We start from the raw sequence: 17,659 nt of genomic DNA, 5'->3' as shown, positions 1-17,659 counted from the left end.
TAATTTTCCTTGATAGAATAGAGTTGTAAACATCTAGCGAACCTGCCTTTTAAAGGAGGAACTATGATTACTCAGACACAACAATCTCATCCAAAGAATGTTGAAATCAAGGAATTGAAACAGGTTCCACAGCATCCTTTGGCCTCCAAGGATCAAGCAGTACTTGATTCGGTCAATTTTTTACAAAATAAAAATCTGTATAATGCTATCGTAGTATTTCTTAAATTAAAGAGACCAACATAATTTACCAAAGGAGCTGCGGCTCCTTTTTTGATTCATTTGATACCGAGCTGGTGGAAAAGATCATGAACCATACCAGTATATTTGGGCTGCGTTTCAATTAATTGTTTAGCGGCATCCGCTAGGTTGAGACATAAACAACCCTTGCGATCCATGGTTGTTTTGGCATGCAGCAAGGAACTCAAAATAGCTTCGTCAACGCTGGCAGCGGCTGCTCTAAAAAAGGTATCAATATGATTGTCATTAAATCGGGAAACCGTGTCAAAATCATGCTTGGCAAAATGCTGGACCAAATTCGTTGTCGAAAAGGCAAAAACAATTTCGCCACTGCCGTTTCCCTCATAGCCACCAGTCCGGCCAATACCAACTGCGGCCCGCTTGGCTAAACGCTTCAACTGTCGTGAGTCCAAAGGTGCATCAGTAGCCAAGACAGTAATAATTGATCCTTTTTCTTCTTTTTGCTTACCGGTAACTAAAATTTCCGACAAAGCTTTACCGATCGGCATTCCGCCAACAATAAAATCTGAGAGAAAGCCATAATTAGTCATCACCAAGGCACCAAGTGTATAATGGCGGCCATCAAGGTCAACAATGCGAGAAGACGAGCCAATGCCGCCTTTCAAACCGTAACAAATCATGCCACGACCGCCACCAACAGCTCCTTCTGAGAAAGTATCTTTGGCAGCATCCAATGCCGAAAAAACATCCGACTCGGTAATCTGCATGCTGCGAATATCCGAAATAACACCATCATTGCATTCAGCGACAATCGGATTAACCGTACTGGTTGTCTGACCAATTTCCGGATTTTCCTTCAGCATATATTTTGTCAAAGCATTGATTGCCGTGCCCACTGCAAAAGTATTTGTTAAAACAATCGGCGTTTCAATCGTGCCCAGTTCATCAATCTGAATCAGTCCGATGCTTTTTCCAAAACCGTTAATGACATAAGATGCAGCTGGTACTTTTTCTCTAAACAGATTACCTGAATGAGGAAAAATCGCTGTCACACCACTATGAAAATCGCCTTCATCGTGGTTTATTTGGCCCACTTTGACACCGGCAACATCTGTGATTAAGTTTTTAGGGCCTTTAATCCCATCTGAAAGGTCGTTAACTAAATTGACCGATAAACCCATATTGAATACCTCGACATCTAGCTGACATCATCTCACAAAATATAGGAAATGTTTCCCAAGATACTCCGCTAGTCAACCAGTCACAGCATTTGTCTTTTTGTCGCCATTGGCGCGTTCGGACGCAACTCGATCATCCGTATAGTATTTTGCTTGTGCATTGAAGAGATCTCGATACAAGCCCGGCTGTGCCATCAAAGAATCATGCGTCCCATCTTGGACAATCTGTCCTTGATTAAAGACAATAATTCGTTGGGAAAAACGCGTCGAACTCATGCGATGCGAAATATAAATTGCTGTCTTATCGGCGATCAGGTCATCAAAACGCTGATAAATTTCATATTCAGAAATTGGATCCAAAGCTGCAGTCGGCTCATCTAGTATGACAATAGGCGCATTTTTATACCAAGCCCGGGCAATCGCGATTTTTTGTGCTTCTCCGCCCGACACCGCGACACCATCAGGAGATAAAGCTGTTGTTAGCGGCGTATCGATCGTCTTGGGCAATGCGACGACTCGTTTTTTAATATCTGCAACATCAAGAGCTTGCCAGACATGCGTTTTGTCAGGGACAGAATCCGCGGCCACGTTTTCGGAAATACTATAGGCGAATAGACGAAAATCTTGGAAAACAACACCCATCAGGCTCTCATATTCTTTAGCTTCATACTTGGCTATATCAATATCATTAAGCGTAATCCTTCCCTCAGTCGGCGCATACAAACGCGTCAAGAGCATAATTAATGTCGTCTTACCAGATCCATTGGGTCCGACAATTGCCAGACGTTCTCCAATATGCAGATCTAAATTCACATGCCTCAGTGCCCAGGCATCGCTACCGGGATATTTGAAAGACACATCATGAAAACTGATAGCAAAATCATTATCGGTTCGTTTTTCGACCGGTAAACTGCCCGATTCTGCCGCGTCGGGTAGAGAAAAGAAATCACTAAAGTATTGCAGATAATCAATCATATTCAGATACCAGCCAACACTGCCTGTAAATTCATTAAAGGCATTCATAAATTGTTGAAAATAGCCGACAGCAATCAAAACTGTGCCGATCGCAATACCACCGCCAAAGGCTTGCAGTCCAATCAAGGCAAACAAGGCACCAACTAAAAGATTAATCAGAATAGTAGGCGGCAAGGCATAAAGGAGCGAACCGATTGCTCCCCGCCAATAATCTTCCCAGCTCCTGTTATTAGAGGCCTCTTCTTGGGATTTGATCAACTTATCTGCACCATAAAGCCGTGTTAATTCACCGTGTTTAAAGGTATCAACAAAATTAATAAAATAACCAAATACACGATTTTCTCGAATAATGCCGGCAATCATTTTACGCTGTTGGATGTTGCCGCGTTTAGTCGCCCAGAAGCCTAATCCGATTGGTGCAGCCAGCAGCAGCACAAGGGTCAACGGATAATGGAAACCATTGAAAAAACCAGCAGCTGTTGCACTCATTCTCACATGGCCCTGCGCCAAGGTGATAAAGATTCCGATGGCGAAAATAGCCGAAATGATTAAGGAAAAAGTATCCCTAAAACCGTTCTGCAATAATGACGTCAGACCACCACTCATATTTATGCCGCGCTTAGTTCCTGTGTATGCTTCACGCATCTCCGGCGATTCAAAATCCGAATAACTGATACTAAGCAGTTTTTCTGTTGTTTTAGCTCTCAATCTTTGACCAACATAAGTCTCATGATCGGCGGCTAATTTTTCCAGCCAGCTGGTAATAAGCGTTACAAACAAACGCGTCCCCAGGAAGATTGCCAATAACAGCAGCATATGATCATTTGAAAACCCACGCTGCAAGCCGATCAACAATAGTCCCAAAAAAGCGATATTCAGGTATGGACTGGCGAGCATTGCAAAGGCATAAGCCAATTCCAACCAGACTGCTTTAGCATCAAGTGTATGAACAACGCGAATAATATTCCAAAGTTTTTGTCCAAAATTTTTCTTCTGATTAGTCATGGTCATCACCCGATTTCAGATTCTTTTGATAATATTTGCTTTGTACTCGATACATTTCCGCGTAGCCCCCGCCTTGGGCCATCAATTCTTCGTGCGTGCCTTGTGCTGTAATCTTGCCGTCTGCCAAAAAAATAATCCGGTCGCAAAAACGTGTCGACGCCAAACGATGTGAGATAAAAATAGCTGATTTCCCCTGTACTAATCCAGCAAAACTTTCATACACCTCATTTTCAGCCAGCGCATCCAAGGCAGCAGTCGGCTCATCAAGCACCAATACCGGTGCATTCTTGTAAACTGCTCGTGCCAGCATGAGTTTCTGTGCTTGTCCGCCTGAAAATTCAACACCCTTATCTTCAATATTTCGTGTCATTGGGGTCTCAACCCCATTGGGCAGACTGGCGATTTTTTCCGTTAGACCAGCCGTTGCTAAAGCTGTTTGAACACGTGCAGAATCAGGCGTGCTTGTTAGCGCGATGTTGTTGGCGACCGAAGCAGCTATCAGTGTTGTTTCCTGAAAGACCGGAGCAAACAGATCATAGCGATCCTGCAGCGGTATCATAGCCGCATTAAGGCCATTAATGGTGATACGGCCGCTGCCAGGCGTAAAAAGTCCGATCATTAATTTGACGATCGTGCTTTTGCCAGCGCCATTGACACCGACCAAAGCCAATTTTTCACCAGCGTGCATCGTAAAACTTACGTCTTGCAATGTCGCTTTATCCGCTTCCGGATAGGTAAAGTTCACATGGTCAAAACTAATCGTGATAGGTCTTTTCGATAACTGTTTTGCCATCGCAGCTGATAATTGAGGCAGATTTTTCTCCTTGGCAGTATCCAGAAAACGCCTGACATCCTGCAAATCAATACTAGCCTTTTGTAGTATATGCATATCTTCCAGCAGTTGATTGGTTAGTGTCACAAACTGATTAGTCACAGAAAACAACAGCGTGAACTGGCCCAAAGTGAGGGTTTTAGCCAATACAGCTGCGATTAAATAGCTATATGCCGCGGCGTCTCTAACCAATCCGGCCACTTCCCCGATCATGCGGCTAACCATCTCGCGCCTACTACTGCGGCGCTGCCACTGCATACGATCGTGAATCAATTTGTTCAGATGCGCGTGGTACCAGCTTTGAACATGATAAAGGCGGACATCCTTGCCGTTTTCACTGGCATAACCCGTACGTTCGAGATAATCCTGCTGTTTCTCGTCAGCCGCCCAAATATTTTTATGTTTGTCGTACCAAGCACGGAACCATTGCAAAGCAAAATAACTGGCTACTGCCGCCAGCAACACCAAAACAAATAGCCAAGGGGTAAAAGCACTTAAAGTCAGCACAAAAATCAAGAGCGTGATACTATCTGCCAGAACACCTTCAAGCCCGAAAAAGATTGCCTGAGCGCCAGCCATTGTCCAAGAAGTACCATTGGTCGATGCTTCATGGTAAAGTTTCTCGGTACTTGGTTCGATTAATTGCTGATAAGGCACTGACAAGACACGACTATGCATCTGCAGCAGGACGCGAGATCGGACTGCACCGCTAAGATCGCGTCCATATGAGAGACACAAGTTCTGAGCCACGACAGTACCAGCCAAAGCGGCAGCCATCGCCAAAGCGACTGTGGCATAGTTTGCAAAGTGCGCGCGCGACGCCAGCAAAGAGACCAGCCAAGCCGGGATAATTACACTAATTACCGATACGATAGCGGTAAGGCAGATATAACCGACAAGTGTCCATTTAATCCAAGGACGTTCTTGGCGCATAATTCCCCACCACCAGTGTAAGTTGTTCCACAAAGAATATGTCAGATGTTTTTCAGCCATGATAATCGCCTTCTTTTCTTTACTTCACTTACCCTACAAAAAAAATGACCATTGAGGCCATTTTTTGCGTAAATGGTTATTTACTCTGCGCAAGTGGTATGGCAATTTCCGTCACGAAAACTTCGTCTTCGTATTGACGGTTGATCATACCGCCATATTTAGAAACCAGTTTGTTGATACGGCGAATGCCAAGGCCGCGTTTGTCATTTTTGGTCGAGGCATAATGAAAATCAATAGTCTGATCGCGCGGGCGCGAATTCGTCACAGATATATAAAGCTGCTGTTTCAAAATGGCGATATAAACACGCAGGCGCCGCATCTCGCCATCCGGCTGCTCTTCAATTGCTTCCAGGGCATTATCCATTAAATTTCCCACAATCACGACCAAGTCTAAATCCTTAATCAAAGGCCTTGTGCCGACAAACACCTTAGCATTGGTTGGGATATGTGCATGTTCGGCTAAAGTGAGTTTTGCATTCATGATTGCATCCAGCAAAATGTTGCCAGAATGGATCAGTGTATCTACTGTATCCAAGCGTTCTTCGAGGGAATCCAGGTAATTGCGTGCTTCGGCGACATGCTGATCATCCAGATACGCTTTTAAAGCCTGCAAGTGATCATGATAATCATGCCGCCAGCCGCGCATATTGGCATACAAATCCTGCACTTCCTGACTATACTGAGCCATCATCTGGTCTAATCCAATGGCAAAAACAGCATCCTGCTGCGTAAAGAAAAAAGAAATAAGTTCGGTCATAAATAACAGCAGCAAAGCAATCGCTAAAGTCAAAACAACTTGCGGCCAGCTCGACAAAAGAGATACTAAAAGGGCTAGTACCAGCATCCATCCAGTTCCTAGTAGGCGCAGCGGCCAATGCCGTTGGCTTTGCCACAAATGAATTTCGCCCGTTGCCAGCAGCAGCCAAACATAAGGCAAAGCTATCAACCAAAAGCTCAGGATCACAGCTACGATGATGTCCCCGCAAATGATCAACTGGGATAATGCCGCTTTACGCCGATGCCAATCCCATAAACTAAGAATAAGTAGTAAGCAAGCCGGTAACCAGTAAAGTCCCCACCAGACGAATAATACCGTTATAGCAGCAGCTATCACAGCTGCTGCTGTACGACGAAAAAGAGAGAAAGATTGACTGAGAAGCCAGCTGTTTGTGCCGACAGCAATGGCCGCCACTAAAATACTAGTCATTATCAGCCAGCTTTCGATAATGTGTAAAAAAGGCTTGTTTCACCTTAGCGGCTTGCTTCCGCGACAAAGGATATTGCGTACCGTCTGCCATATCGACAAGGCTTGGAGACAGACGCCGGATAAAACTGAGATTCACAAGTACTGACCGATAAACTTGAACAAAACCTTGTTTCGTGAGATTCGAAAAATCCTTTAATTGCCCAGAGCTTCGTATAACACCTTGTTGTGTGTGAAACAACAGCTCATGGTTCAAAACTTCAACGGCCAGTAAATCGAATAAATTAATCCGGCGGGTTCCATCATCCGTTTTCACAACAATGCCTGCAGGCGGCTTCAACTTAGTAACTTTATGAAGAATATGTGCCACCTTACCCGAAGTAAGCGGCTTCATAATATAAGCCAATGCATTCACATCGTAACCTTCAAAGACATATTCCTCATAATTACTAAGAAAAACAAGCGGTACCGTGGCATCGACCTGCCGGATTTTCTTAGCCAGCGTCATGCCATCTGCTCCGGTTAAACGAATATCTAAGACTAGTAAGTCTGGCGTAATGGCCGCGAAAAGATAGGATTCAGCCGAACTAAAGCTACGTACTACAACAGGAAAGTTAGTAGTGCTTGCTTGGGCAAATAATTCAGCATTGTTTTCACGTGTGCGTTCATCATCTTCAATGATTGCGAGCAGCATGACAGATCTCCTAGCCTAAAACTAAAAACATTATAGCACCGGGCTTAAAAACAACCAGCTTGACAGCAATACAGCTAATCTAGAAAAACAATAACATCCCCAAGGAATCTTAAGTAATAAAAAAGCTAACCTGTTGGGCTAGTTTTTTCAGGTTTCATATTCTAAACATATTTATTTGCTTAAGATTTCTTGTTCTTTTGCCTGCTCTTGCTGATAAAGAATCTTATCGTAACGACGTGCCAATGGGAAGTAGACAAAGAATGAAGCAGCTATAACAATTGCTTGCCAAATTGCCATCTGCCAACCGCCAACCAAGAATCCTGAGATGATCGGCGGCGTTGTCCAGGGAACCATAACACCGGTCAAATAAGGCAGCACATGAATCTGAATTAAGACATATGTGGCACACATCGACAGAGCTGGCATCAAAATAAACGGCAATGCCAGCAAAGGATTAAGCACGATTGGCAATCCAAACAGTGTCGGTTCATTGATATTAAAGGCTCCCGGTACTAGGGATAGTTTTCCGATACTCTTCATTTGAGCAGAACGTGCAAAGAATGACATGAAGATTACTAGTCCAAGAGTCATACCAGAACCGGTAACCGTACCGAATTGATCAAGCAGAGGCTGAATGAAGATATGGCCGCCATTAGCAGCAGTTACAACACCATCAGCTTTAAAAAATAGCAGCGTTTGAAAGTGCATTAGCTTGCAGAATTGGTGACATAATACCACTAACAATAATGGCACCGTGAACACCAAAGAACCAGAAGAAAGGTATCAAAAGTGCAACACCCAACACGCCACCGAAGCTGTCAGTCAAGCCTTGCAGAGGAATCTGAACCACATGGTAAATCCACTGTGTCATGGTTTCATTTGCTGCTGCATCAAACAGAATATAAACCAGCAGCCAGCCAACAACAATGACAAAAGCCGGAATTAAAGCAACAAATGAAGCAGATACAGCTGGCGGAACTTGCTCCGGCAGCTTGATTGTAATCTTATGCTTGATAAACCAAGAATAAATCCAACCAGTAATCATACCAACAATAATAGCGGCAATCATACCCTGACCGCCAAGCCATGTTCGATCAATGAAACCACCAAGCAGCGTTGGTGCTGGACTAGCTGAAATGACGGTTTTAGTACCATTCATAACAGCAGTGGTCGGGTGCATAACAAGAATAAAACTCACGAAGGCAGTCAAACCAGCAGGAAGTGGTTCATATCCTTCATTTTTAACCCAAACATAAGCAATACCGGTAACTGCAAAAACAGAAACGATACCAAACGAAGCATTATATGCCTGCGTAAAATATGCCGATAGGCCTGTGGATGTCATCCAATTTGCAATTGGTGTATATGGAAATGAACTCAGCAGCAGGAAGACCGACCCAACCATGATGAATGGCAAACTGACGATCATACCGTCTTTTAAGGCCGTGATCGCTTTAGTATTCACAAATTTCATCACAGGAGGCAAAATTGTTTTGTTGACAAAATTGTTCATAAATAATTAACGCTCCTCTCAATTGAATTAAATAAGCGCGATATTTGTTAAACTGTCTTTTTCAAGAAAATACGGTGATATTTCAAGTCATGTCCTTTAGTGCTTGTTCTAAGACTTTGCGGCCGTTCATCATGCCGTAATCCTGCATATTGATGACCTCGACAGGAATCGTTTCTCTTTCTTTAAAACTGCTGAACAGATAATTGACCTGAGGTCCCAGCATTAAAATATCGGGATGTTCACTCTCGATCTTCGATTGAGCATCCGAGGCGGCTGTAGCGAAAATAGTGACATCTTCGTGATCTTCTGCAGCGGCTTTTTGCATCTTGCTAACCAGAAGGCTGGTTGACATGCCGGCCGCGCAAACAAGCATAATCGTTTTTTTGCCATCTTACATAACCTTTCAGTTGATGAAAACTAGTCCAGATCCCGACCATTGGATTGGATTACTTTTTTGTACCAATAGAATGAATCTTTTTTATATCTTTTTAAAGTAGAATGACCAGCATCGTTTTTATCGACATAAATGAATCCATAGCGTTTATCCATTTGTCCGGTGCCGGCAGAGACAAGATCGATACAACCCCAAGGGGTATAACCGATCAAATTAATCCCATCGTAAGCCACAGCTAGTTCCATCTGTCGGATGTGCTCCCTCAGATAATCAATCCTATATGCATCATGGATTGTTTGATCATCTTCGAGTTGGTCAATTGCACCTAAACCATTCTCCACAATAAATTGCGGCAGGTGATAACGATCGTTTAACCAATTCATGGCATAACGCAAGCCTTGCGGGTCAATCTGCCAGCCCCAATCCGAAGCAGCTAAGTACGGATTTTTCACAAATTTGTGATTTTCTTTATACCCGTATTCCGGTTCATCGCTTTCAGAGGCAGCAACAGACGCGGACATATAATAACTGAAACCCAAATAGTCAACTGGACCCGATTTCAATACATCTAAGTCTGCCAACGTAATATCCAGATCAAAATGATGATTCTGCTGATATTTAACTAACCAATCAGGATACCTGCCATTGACCTGCACGTCGGCAAACCAATATCTGATCTGCATGGCCTTTTCGGCTTTGAAAATATCTGCCGGCTTAGAACTTGCCGGATAAATTGGAATCATAGCGATCATGGCACCAATTTTAAAATTAGGATTAATTTGGTGGCCAATCTGAACAGCTAAAGCACTAGCAACCGTTTCATAGTGGCCAGCTTGATACATTAATTTTTCTGGATCTTCCCCTGTTTTTGCCAGAATTCCTGAATTTGTAAAAAGAGAAAAGGTCATATCATATGAAGTCTGATTATTGATTTCATTAAAGGTCATCCAATATTCGACCTTGTCCTTATATCTTTCAAACACAACTCTGGCAAATTTGGTGAAAAAACCGATCATTTTGCGATTACGCCATCCACCATATACTTGGACCAAGTGGTAGGGCATTTCAAAATGGGACAAAGTAATCACAGGCTTGATACCGTATTTCAAACAAGTATCGAACAAGTCATCGTAAAATTTCAAACCAGCTTCGTTGGGCAGATCCTCATCACCCTGCGGAAAAATTCTTGACCATGCAATAGAGGTTCTAAAGCATTTAAATCCCATTTCCGCAAACAGCTTAATATCTTCAGGATAGAGGTGGTAGAAATCAATCGCTTCATGGTTTGGATAATTTTCACCATCCAACACGCCATCAGTGATTTTTCTTTCAACACCATTAGCGCCTTGCGTCATCACATCGGCAATACTAATGCCTTTGCCATCGACATTCCAAGCACCTTCAAGTTGGTGCGCAGCGACCGCGCCACCCCACAAAAAATGATCATTTAACGAAAAAGTCTTACTATTTTCCAACCATATTCTCCTCTCCTTAAAAAAAGCTTGTGAAAGCTTGTTGAAGATTTGATATCCTCAACACCATCTATTATAATTGTAAGCGCTTCCATTAATAACAAAAAGGCCTAATAATGGTACAAGAACCATTTTTTGTAACAGATAGGCTACTAGAGACTTCACGATTTTTTGGCCCAGAAAGACAACTATAATTTTCTTAACATGACAGAAATTAAAAACCTGACTTCATCTGAAGCTTCAGCATACAACTACATCATTTCTCATTTGGTTGATATTCCAGCTCTAACGATTAGAGAATTATCCAAAAGGAGCAACGTTTCCCCGACAACGATTCTCAGATGTATTAACAAAATCGGTTATCAAAGTTTTCAGGAATTCAAATTTACACTTTCACAAGTGTATGCGGCAACTAAGATAAACGGCAAAAATTTTGATTTAATTTCAGAAGCCAAAGAGTTTTTTAATGATAAATTAGTCGATCGATTCAAAAATGAAATGGCATCAGCCAAAAAAATTCTCTTACCAAGCAAGTTCATCATCTTCTTCGGTATCGGCACTTCCGGTGTGCTTGCAGAATATGGTGCGAGGGAATTTTCAAATTTCGGATTCAACGCACACTTTAGCAACGACCCTTTTTTTCCTTTTCGTTTTGGCAGTTTGGCCAATTCTGTGACTGGAATTGTTCTTTCAGTAAGCGGCGAAACAAAAGAAAGTGTCGCCCAGACTCAAAAACTGCGGGAACAAAACTCAAAAATTATCAGTATTACCAACAACAGCAGTAACAGTATTGCTAAATTATCTGATGTGAACTTTGCCTACCAGGCTAAATCTGAGATGATTGGACCTGATTTAAACGTCACGACCCAAGTACCAGTCGTTTTCATATTGGAAGCCTTGATTCGTGAATTAATTTCAACTTCTGATGATCAAAGTTGACCTTTATCGTTGATCTGTATCAAACATGATCGTAACTGGGCCATCATTGACTAACTTAACCGCCATATCAGCTGCGAAGACACCTGTCTCTAGCGGAATACCAGTGGCAGTCAATGCTTGATTGAAGTCGTTATAGATTGCCTGAGCATGCGCTGGCTGTCCGGCATCAGTAAAACTTGGCCGATTGCCCTTTCTTGTATCAGCATATAAAGTAAATTGCGACACAGACAAAATCGAACCAGCAACGTCTGAAATCGATAAATTCATCTTGCCTTTTTTATCTAGGAATACTCGCAGTTTAATAATTTTATGTACTAGGTAAGCCACTTCTTCTGCACCATCAGAATCTTCAACAGCCACTAATAATAAAAAGCCCTTTCCAATATGCGAAACGACTTTTTTATCAATTGACACGCTGGCTGAACTAACTTTCTGTAAAAGAACACGCATGATCTCTCCCTTTAAAATCAAGCAGATAAAACAACCAACTTGATTTTTGTTCATCTATGAATGCCGTTATTATACAATGACAGTGAAATGTTAACTAAATTAACACAATTCAAAAAATCCTGCCGGAATTTGGCTTCATGGCTGCTGGCACAAGGATTGACACTTCCCCAGTCTAAAGACAGTTTTGAAAACGATCGTTTAATTGCAACCTTTGCTCACGAGCGGGAAAACAGTCCCAGTTTTGATCGCTGGATACGTTTTTTCACACGATTCATTCAAAAACGCCGGTATATTCCGCTGCTTGGTTTTCTGATTGCCCTATTTATTCTGCCCTTTTTTATGCCGTCTTTGAGGTGGCTCAGCAGTCTATTAACTTGGTTACTCATTACGTTGATAGCAATTATTATTCTGTTTCTCGCTCTATCTATGGCCAACGCCTGGGCAGCTGAAAATCCAGATAAAATTTATGGCAGCTCGCAACGATTTAAATTAAAAAATGAAAGCTATGAGCGTTCCGTAACGGTTGTTACATCAGGAAAATGGTTTGAGAAAATAGTTTATTCAGATTTTCTGCGGGGATTCCTTCAATGGATTAACTCAGGCAAAATTCAATGGATCGCCTTGTTAATTATCCTACTGCCTAATTATTTTCAAAATTCTTTTTCACGAATTTTGACCAATGTTTTCTTCGTCGTGATCACAATCAATATTTTCTCGACCTCGATTATCGTAAGATACCGGGAAAATCATAATCTGCCCGCCTTTTCCTACCTGCCTTTGACCAAGTATTTTGGCTGGACAACCATTATTTCAGATTTGCTCTTCATCATCTGGGCAGCGGCCCAAGTTGCGAATCTGCTGCATGGCTTCTTTGGATAACAATGCGTCAACGGCTAGCAAAAAATCTTCAGCTAGTACTCTCACTGATTGCTATCCTACTACTGCTGGCCGCCAGCTTCACTTTTGTTCTTTATATTCGGCGCCCAGCTCTCAGGGACTCTGTCATGACCACTCAAATTCCGCGCAATAAAAAAGTGCTGATCAATTTAAGCCAGACCCACTATGCGCCTGAAGCAAGAAAAGCAATGTCCTTATGGAACAAAGCACTAAAACGTCATTTGTTTCATGAATTTGATCAGTCACAGGCTACGATTACACTCTATGACTTGTCGAATCAGCAATTCTCTAAAATTAATAGAGACGTCGGCTATGGTGAACACATCTTAGCTGCCACCGGTCAAGGAGGTATTTATCTCAATCGTGATTTTATGCAGCAAGTGGACGACCAACCATACATCATACCGGTAATCGAACATGAATTGGGTCACGTCATCGGATTAAAGCACATCAACGGTGATGCACTCATGAACGCCTCGATGCAGTCAACGGCTTTTATTAGTCAATATGATGTGCAAGTCGCCAATTACATATTAAAGAGAATTCATTAACAATCGGTTAGTTAAAAACCATCGTTTCGTTTTTATGCGGCAGTTTGACTCGAAGTCCAGCTTCTTCTAGCACGCGAGCCTCTGTTTCAGGCTTAAATGAATGCCAGGGAACTGTTAATTTTGCTTTGACCTGCTGAGCAATTTTGATTAAATCAGATTTAACAGCGTGCCCCGATGCACCAGCGTAGATAAATTCTGCAGCAAACTTTTGCAATTTTTCCTGCTGCACGCGATATCGCGGATCATAATCGCCCAGCGGTTCACCATTCATCTGCAAAAATATCGGCTGATAAAAATCGGCTAGATTATCTAAATTCTGAAAACTATTTTGCAGCACATAATTTTCCGGATATGCGATTATTTCAGATAAATCAACCTCTTTGCCAAGTGTTAATGGGTGTGTCTGGGAATAAAATTGCTTCAATAGATCGGCATAGAATTTCTCCCATACAATTGGCCGTCCAAATTCCCGAGCCGCCTGTTCCAAGGCATACAAACGCGCCACATTCCGAGGATAGGGATTGATTACCAGCAAGTGGTTAGAGGAAAGTTTGTCAGAAAACAGCTCGACCAGACTGCCTTCAACATCGGGAACAATCTTTTCTGCGTGATCACCTTTTTCATCATCAAAAGAAAAACTAGTGCCCTCCAGCAAAAATAGATCCGCTTGGGGATTGGCTACAGACTTTGCCCAATGTGCAACACTCTGAGGATCTGGGCCATTATAACGCACATCCCCAGAATAAACGAAGATATGTCCTTCATCATCAACCACTCTTATGGCACTGGCACCAATAATATCGTGATCCGATTTAAAAAAGCTAATCGAAAAAGGTCCAACTTTGACCGGTTGTTCATAATCAACAGCTTGCAGATTAGCTACAGCCGCTTCATCACCACTAGCGATTAAATCCTCGTACAATTTTTTTGAATCGGTTGTCATATATATTGGCAGCTCGGCTTTTAAAAATTTTAAAGCGCCAATATGGTCGATATGCAAATGCGAAATAAAAATAGCTTGATGATCAAAAAGCTGCTGCGCCTTTGCATCAAATAATTCCGGCGTGTTTGGTAATATTCCTTGCTGGATTAAATCAGATGTTGAATCACCGTCTCTGGGGTCGCTGGGAACACCAAAATCCATGATTATACGTGTTTTTCCATTCGTAAAACTGACAATATTTCCGCCAATTGTATTAAGTCCATTTAAAAAAGTTACTTCAGTTGTCATGTATTCTATTTTAAGACAAAACAAAAACCATTCATATCGCGAATGGTTTTAGCACTTACAGTTATTTACTTGTTGTCTGAAATAATTGTTTTCATTTCTTTAGCTGTGGCTGGGAATACCTTGGATGGGGATTCTTTTTTAGCAGTCACTGCATCAATCGCTGTCAGCATCTTATTCCGGTAGTCGTTATACCCAGAAAAGGCCGTAGCTTGGAAGCCGTATGGCAATGAGTCAGCAGCAGCTTTGAAAAGCGGGTTCTTTTTCAAATAACTCTTATAAGAGGCAGAGTTGCGTGCCTTCTTTGTCAGAGGCAGATAACCAGTTGATTCAGCCCATTGTTCCGTAGTCTTGTTTTTCAACAGATACTTCATAAAGGACCAAACACCAGCTTGATGCTTTTTGCCGTTATTCATCATCACGATATCGTTACCGGCAAATTCAGTTGCACGTTTTCCTTGATAGCTAGGAAACACTGCTGTACCCAGCTTGAACTTCTTCACTGTGGAAGCAGAAATTGTGACTCCGGCTGAACTAGAGAAGTAGACAGCCGTCTTACCTTCAGCAAAACGATTTGTACCATATACGTCAGCACCGGCAGTCCAAGCTTCGCCATTTTGCAGCATGTCGTAAATAGTATTGGCTGCTTTGAGGACTTTCGGCTTAGCAAAATTGACTTTCAAATTTTTGGAAACGAACTTATTTCCAGCTGCTGTGGACATACCTTCAAGTTCCATATCAAAGGAAGCATCAAATCCAATTCCGGCATCGCCCTTGGCCTTGGCAGCCTTCGCAATCTTTTCCAAGTCATTCCAGCTTTGCGGTGTCGAGAATCCTAATTGCTTGAGCAGATCCTGGTTCACAAGCATGACACGAACCGATTTAGAGAAAGGTATTGAATAATATTTACCCTGCCATTTAGAAGATGAAATAAAACCAGGATAAATATTTTTCAATTGTGCTTTTGAAATTTTGTCGCTGCCCTTCAGCATATAGCTGTCTAGAGGCGAAACAAGATTTTCTTTTTGATAATCAGGCACTTGTGTATAAGTAGCTTGAGCCATGTCTGGTAAGGTTCTCGACTTGGCCGCAGCCATAATTTTCTGATTTAAAGCTGCATAGTTCCCTTGCGATTGGCGAACAACTGTGTACTTAGATTGAGAACGATTGTAACCCTTCACAATCTTGTCTAAAGCCTTGGCATAAGGACCGGTCATACCATCCCAAAGTACGACCTTTGTTCTAGCCGCACTGGCTGCGACCGGGGCAACCGCGCTAATTGCCGTTGTACTTCCAAACAAAGCCAAAGTGGCCATGCCAAATATTTTAACTTTCTTCATTAAATTATCCTTTCAATCCTGATCTTGAAATTCCTGCAATAATATACTTTTGCAGGAATAAGTATAGTACTGCCATCGGCAGAATGACAAAAGTCGTTGCCGCCATCAACTGTGGATATTGAATGCCTGATTCAGTCATAAAAGACTGCAATCCGACTGGCAAAGTCCTGAGACTGTCGCTATTAGTAACAATCAATGGCCACATAAAACTATTCCATGAACCAATTACTTGCAGCATTGTGACAGCGACAATCGATGACCTGCTCATTGGAACTAAAATTCGCCATAGAAAACGCCAATCAGAAGATCCATCAATTTTTGCTGAATAATAAACAGAATCAGGAACCGACTGAAAACTTTGACGTAAAGCAAATACCGAGAAAAAACTTGCAATCCACGGTATGATCAGAGCGCCATAAGTATTAATCAAACCTACTTTAGCAAGCGTCACATAATTTGGAATAATCAACATTTCGCCAGGCACCATCATAGTTGCCAATAACAGAATGAATAATAAATTTTTACCTTTAAAATTAAGTTTCGCAAAGCCGAAGGCTGCCAAAATGCTCGTAAATAACTGTAAGGCTGTTGTTGCAACTGTCACAAAGACTGAATTCATCATGTAAGTTGCAAAGGGCGCTGCCTGCCACGCACTAACAAAGTTTTCAAAATGGAATACTTTTGGAATCCAAATCGGAGGTACTTCAATCGACTCTGATTGTGTTTTTACGGCGGTCGAAAGCATCCAAATGAAGGGTATCACCATGACAATAGCGCCTGCGATAACAAGCAAGTACACCAGAACCGTAATAATATCGATCTTTTTTTTTGTCTTCAACCTGGTCTGCTGCATATTATTCATAGGGAAACGCCTCCCTTTGCTTTCCTAACCTTTGTGGGACGACGGTAATCAAAATGCCGTGAAATCAGTAATTGTAAAACAGTGACAATTAAAATCATGATAAACAAGATCACAGATGCCGCAGCTGCTCTGCCATATTGATTCATGACATAAAACTGCTGATAAATATAAAAGACCATCGTCATCGCAGATTGGGCTGGGCCGGGCTGGCCGCCAAATACCGCAAAAACCTCATCAAAAACTTTAAAATCAACGATTACGCCATTGATGAAGACAAATAAAATAGTCGGTGACAATTGTGGCAAAGTAACGTGCCAGAAAATCTGCCAAGCATTAGCACCATCGATTCGAGCAGCATTCATATATCGTTTATCAATATTACCTAAACCAGCCATAAGGAGAATGATATTGAATCCCAATCCTTTCCAGATAGAAATAATAATCAAAGTCAGCATGGCATATTTAGGATCATTCAGCCAATCGATGGGATGAATACCTACCAGGCCCAAAAAATAGTTAGCCAGTCCGGACCGCGCATTAAATATCCAAGTCCAGACCATTGAAATCGCAATCGTAGATGTAACAAAAGGCAAAAAATAGACTGTACGGAAAAATCCGGACAGCCATTTAATCCTGAACAGCAAAACTGCAAACAGTAGCGAAAAAATAATCGTCAAGGGTACTGCCCCTGCAACATAAATAAGCGTATTAACTACCGCCAGATGAAAATCGCCATCAGAGAATAGATATGTAAAATTTCCCCACCCGCGAGCCAATACCGTATCAGTGAGAAATTGATAATCTGTGTAAAATGACATGGAGAAGGATTTTAGAATCGGGTAAATACTAAAAATAGCAATACCGATCAGCATTGGCAGAATATACAGCCAGCCCTTGATTGAGCCTTTCCAAGTTTGCTTAGCATTCATCATGA

The 17,659-nt window shown here is 42.1% G+C and carries 18 protein-coding genes; 4 read left to right on the top strand and 14 right to left on the bottom strand.

The features are described 5' to 3' along the window. The first annotated feature begins 63 nt into the window (after positions 1-63). Entirely contained in the window at positions 64-243 is a 180-nt protein-coding gene (locus OKIT_RS02320; RefSeq protein WP_007744966.1) for a hypothetical protein, read from the top strand. A gap of 32 nt (positions 244-275) precedes the next feature. On the opposite strand, the gene OKIT_RS02315 is transcribed toward OKIT_RS02320, so the two are convergent. The 9 genes from OKIT_RS02315 to OKIT_RS02280 form a co-directional block, all read right to left on the bottom strand. Then, positions 276-1,379: a P1 family peptidase gene (locus OKIT_RS02315; protein ID WP_007744965.1), complete on the bottom strand. Its 1,104-nt coding sequence runs from the start codon at positions 1,377-1,379 to the stop codon at positions 276-278. Positions 1,380-1,451: 72 nt separating this feature from the next. Next, entirely contained in the window at positions 1,452-3,356 is a 1,905-nt protein-coding gene (locus OKIT_RS02310; protein WP_007744963.1) for an ABC transporter ATP-binding protein, read from the bottom strand. Beyond that, on the bottom strand, positions 3,349-5,181 hold the full coding sequence (locus OKIT_RS02305) for an ABC transporter ATP-binding protein (RefSeq protein WP_007744962.1): 1,833 nt from the start codon (positions 5,179-5,181) through the stop codon (positions 3,349-3,351). Before OKIT_RS02305 ends, OKIT_RS02310 begins: the two co-directional genes overlap by 8 nt. A 76-nt stretch (positions 5,182-5,257) precedes the next feature. Then, complete coding sequence (locus tag OKIT_RS02300) at positions 5,258-6,127, bottom strand: sensor histidine kinase (protein WP_415633388.1); 870 nt, start codon at positions 6,125-6,127, stop codon at positions 5,258-5,260. A gap of 253 nt (positions 6,128-6,380) precedes the next feature. Continuing rightward, positions 6,381-7,079 (bottom strand): LytR/AlgR family response regulator transcription factor, encoded by a 699-nt coding sequence (locus OKIT_RS02295; protein WP_007744960.1) that lies wholly within the window; start codon positions 7,077-7,079, stop codon positions 6,381-6,383. A gap of 171 nt (positions 7,080-7,250) precedes the next feature. Next, positions 7,251-7,787, bottom strand: a complete 537-nt coding sequence (locus OKIT_RS09830; RefSeq protein WP_007744959.1) for a PTS transporter subunit EIIC — start codon at positions 7,785-7,787, stop codon at positions 7,251-7,253. Beyond that, positions 7,759-8,553 carry a PTS transporter subunit EIIC gene (locus OKIT_RS09825; protein WP_338417547.1) on the bottom strand — a complete coding sequence of 265 codons (795 nt, stop codon included), beginning with the start codon at positions 8,551-8,553 and terminating at the stop codon, positions 7,759-7,761. Before OKIT_RS09825 ends, OKIT_RS09830 begins: the two co-directional genes overlap by 29 nt. A 121-nt stretch (positions 8,554-8,674) precedes the next feature. Continuing rightward, positions 8,675-8,965, bottom strand: a complete 291-nt coding sequence (locus OKIT_RS02285; RefSeq protein ID WP_028291844.1) for a PTS sugar transporter subunit IIB — start codon at positions 8,963-8,965, stop codon at positions 8,675-8,677. 44 nt (positions 8,966-9,009) lie between these two features. Next, a complete protein-coding gene (locus OKIT_RS02280) occupies positions 9,010-10,461 on the bottom strand; it encodes a 6-phospho-beta-glucosidase (protein ID WP_007744958.1) in 1,452 nt (483 codons plus the stop codon). 201 nt (positions 10,462-10,662) lie between these two features. Here OKIT_RS02280 and OKIT_RS02275 point away from each other — a divergent pair, with 201 nt between their 5' ends. Beyond that, a complete protein-coding gene (locus tag OKIT_RS02275) occupies positions 10,663-11,397 on the top strand; it encodes a MurR/RpiR family transcriptional regulator (protein WP_007744957.1) in 735 nt (244 codons plus the stop codon). A 3-nt stretch (positions 11,398-11,400) separates the two neighbouring features. On the opposite strand, the gene dtd is transcribed toward OKIT_RS02275, so the two are convergent. Beyond that, positions 11,401-11,847, bottom strand: a complete 447-nt coding sequence (dtd, locus tag OKIT_RS02270) for a D-aminoacyl-tRNA deacylase (RefSeq protein WP_007744956.1) — start codon at positions 11,845-11,847, stop codon at positions 11,401-11,403. A gap of 87 nt (positions 11,848-11,934) precedes the next feature. Here dtd and OKIT_RS02265 point away from each other — a divergent pair, with 87 nt between their 5' ends. Further along, positions 11,935-12,726 (top strand): hypothetical protein, encoded by a 792-nt coding sequence (locus OKIT_RS02265; RefSeq protein ID WP_007744955.1) that lies wholly within the window; start codon positions 11,935-11,937, stop codon positions 12,724-12,726. A gap of 2 nt (positions 12,727-12,728) precedes the next feature. Further along, the gene (locus OKIT_RS02260) at positions 12,729-13,295 is read left to right on the top strand and encodes a matrixin family metalloprotease (RefSeq protein ID WP_007744954.1); all 567 of its coding nucleotides are present in this window, start codon (positions 12,729-12,731) and stop codon (positions 13,293-13,295) included. Between the two features lie 7 nt (positions 13,296-13,302). On the opposite strand, the gene OKIT_RS02255 is transcribed toward OKIT_RS02260, so the two are convergent. From OKIT_RS02255 to OKIT_RS02240, 4 genes are all read right to left on the bottom strand, one after another. After that, on the bottom strand, positions 13,303-14,526 hold the full coding sequence (locus OKIT_RS02255; protein WP_007744952.1) for an MBL fold metallo-hydrolase: 1,224 nt from the start codon (positions 14,524-14,526) through the stop codon (positions 13,303-13,305). 65 nt (positions 14,527-14,591) lie between these two features. After that, positions 14,592-15,863 (bottom strand): ABC transporter substrate-binding protein, encoded by a 1,272-nt coding sequence (locus OKIT_RS02250; protein WP_007744950.1) that lies wholly within the window; start codon positions 15,861-15,863, stop codon positions 14,592-14,594. A 4-nt stretch (positions 15,864-15,867) separates the two neighbouring features. After that, positions 15,868-16,725, bottom strand: coding sequence for a carbohydrate ABC transporter permease (locus OKIT_RS02245; RefSeq protein ID WP_007744949.1), 858 nt, complete (start codon positions 16,723-16,725; stop codon positions 15,868-15,870). Next, positions 16,722-17,657: a carbohydrate ABC transporter permease gene (locus tag OKIT_RS02240; RefSeq protein ID WP_007744948.1), complete on the bottom strand. Its 936-nt coding sequence runs from the start codon at positions 17,655-17,657 to the stop codon at positions 16,722-16,724. The genes OKIT_RS02245 and OKIT_RS02240 overlap by 4 nt, the downstream gene beginning before the upstream one ends. Positions 17,658-17,659: the final 2 nt, after the last annotated feature.

Source organism: Oenococcus kitaharae DSM 17330, assembly GCF_000241055.1.
Classification (GTDB): domain Bacteria; phylum Bacillota; class Bacilli; order Lactobacillales; family Lactobacillaceae; genus Oenococcus; species Oenococcus kitaharae.
Note: the sequence above shows the minus strand (reverse complement) of the source record. Positions and strands in the feature narration are given on the sequence as shown.

Bases quoted from the DNA above. Each gene is read 5' to 3' on its own strand.
- OKIT_RS02320 (WP_007744966.1), top strand. From the start codon at position 64: ATGATTACTCAGACACAACAATCTCATCCAAAGAATGTTGAAATCAAG.
- OKIT_RS02315 (WP_007744965.1), bottom strand. From the start codon at position 1,379: ATGGGTTTATCGGTCAATTTAGTTAACGACCTTTCAGATGGGATTAAA.
- OKIT_RS02310 (WP_007744963.1), bottom strand. From the start codon at position 3,356: ATGACTAATCAGAAGAAAAATTTTGGACAAAAACTTTGGAATATTATT.
- OKIT_RS02305 (WP_007744962.1), bottom strand. From the start codon at position 5,181: ATGGCTGAAAAACATCTGACATATTCTTTGTGGAACAACTTACACTGG.
- OKIT_RS02295 (WP_007744960.1), bottom strand. From the start codon at position 7,079: ATGCTGCTCGCAATCATTGAAGATGATGAACGCACACGTGAAAACAAT.
- OKIT_RS09830 (WP_007744959.1), bottom strand. From the start codon at position 7,787: ATGCACTTTCAAACGCTGCTATTTTTTAAAGCTGATGGTGTTGTAACT.
- OKIT_RS09825 (WP_338417547.1), bottom strand. From the start codon at position 8,553: ATGAAATTTGTGAATACTAAAGCGATCACGGCCTTAAAAGACGGTATG.
- OKIT_RS02285 (WP_028291844.1), bottom strand. From the start codon at position 8,965: ATGCTTGTTTGCGCGGCCGGCATGTCAACCAGCCTTCTGGTTAGCAAG.
- OKIT_RS02275 (WP_007744957.1), top strand. From the start codon at position 10,663: ATGACAGAAATTAAAAACCTGACTTCATCTGAAGCTTCAGCATACAAC.
- dtd (WP_007744956.1), bottom strand. From the start codon at position 11,847: ATGCGTGTTCTTTTACAGAAAGTTAGTTCAGCCAGCGTGTCAATTGAT.
- OKIT_RS02265 (WP_007744955.1), top strand. From the start codon at position 11,935: ATGTTAACTAAATTAACACAATTCAAAAAATCCTGCCGGAATTTGGCT.
- OKIT_RS02260 (WP_007744954.1), top strand. From the start codon at position 12,729: ATGCGTCAACGGCTAGCAAAAAATCTTCAGCTAGTACTCTCACTGATT.
- OKIT_RS02255 (WP_007744952.1), bottom strand. From the start codon at position 14,526: ATGACAACTGAAGTAACTTTTTTAAATGGACTTAATACAATTGGCGGA.
- OKIT_RS02250 (WP_007744950.1), bottom strand. From the start codon at position 15,863: ATGAAGAAAGTTAAAATATTTGGCATGGCCACTTTGGCTTTGTTTGGA.
- OKIT_RS02245 (WP_007744949.1), bottom strand. From the start codon at position 16,725: ATGAATAATATGCAGCAGACCAGGTTGAAGACAAAAAAAAAGATCGAT.
- OKIT_RS02240 (WP_007744948.1), bottom strand. From the start codon at position 17,657: ATGATGAATGCTAAGCAAACTTGGAAAGGCTCAATCAAGGGCTGGCTG.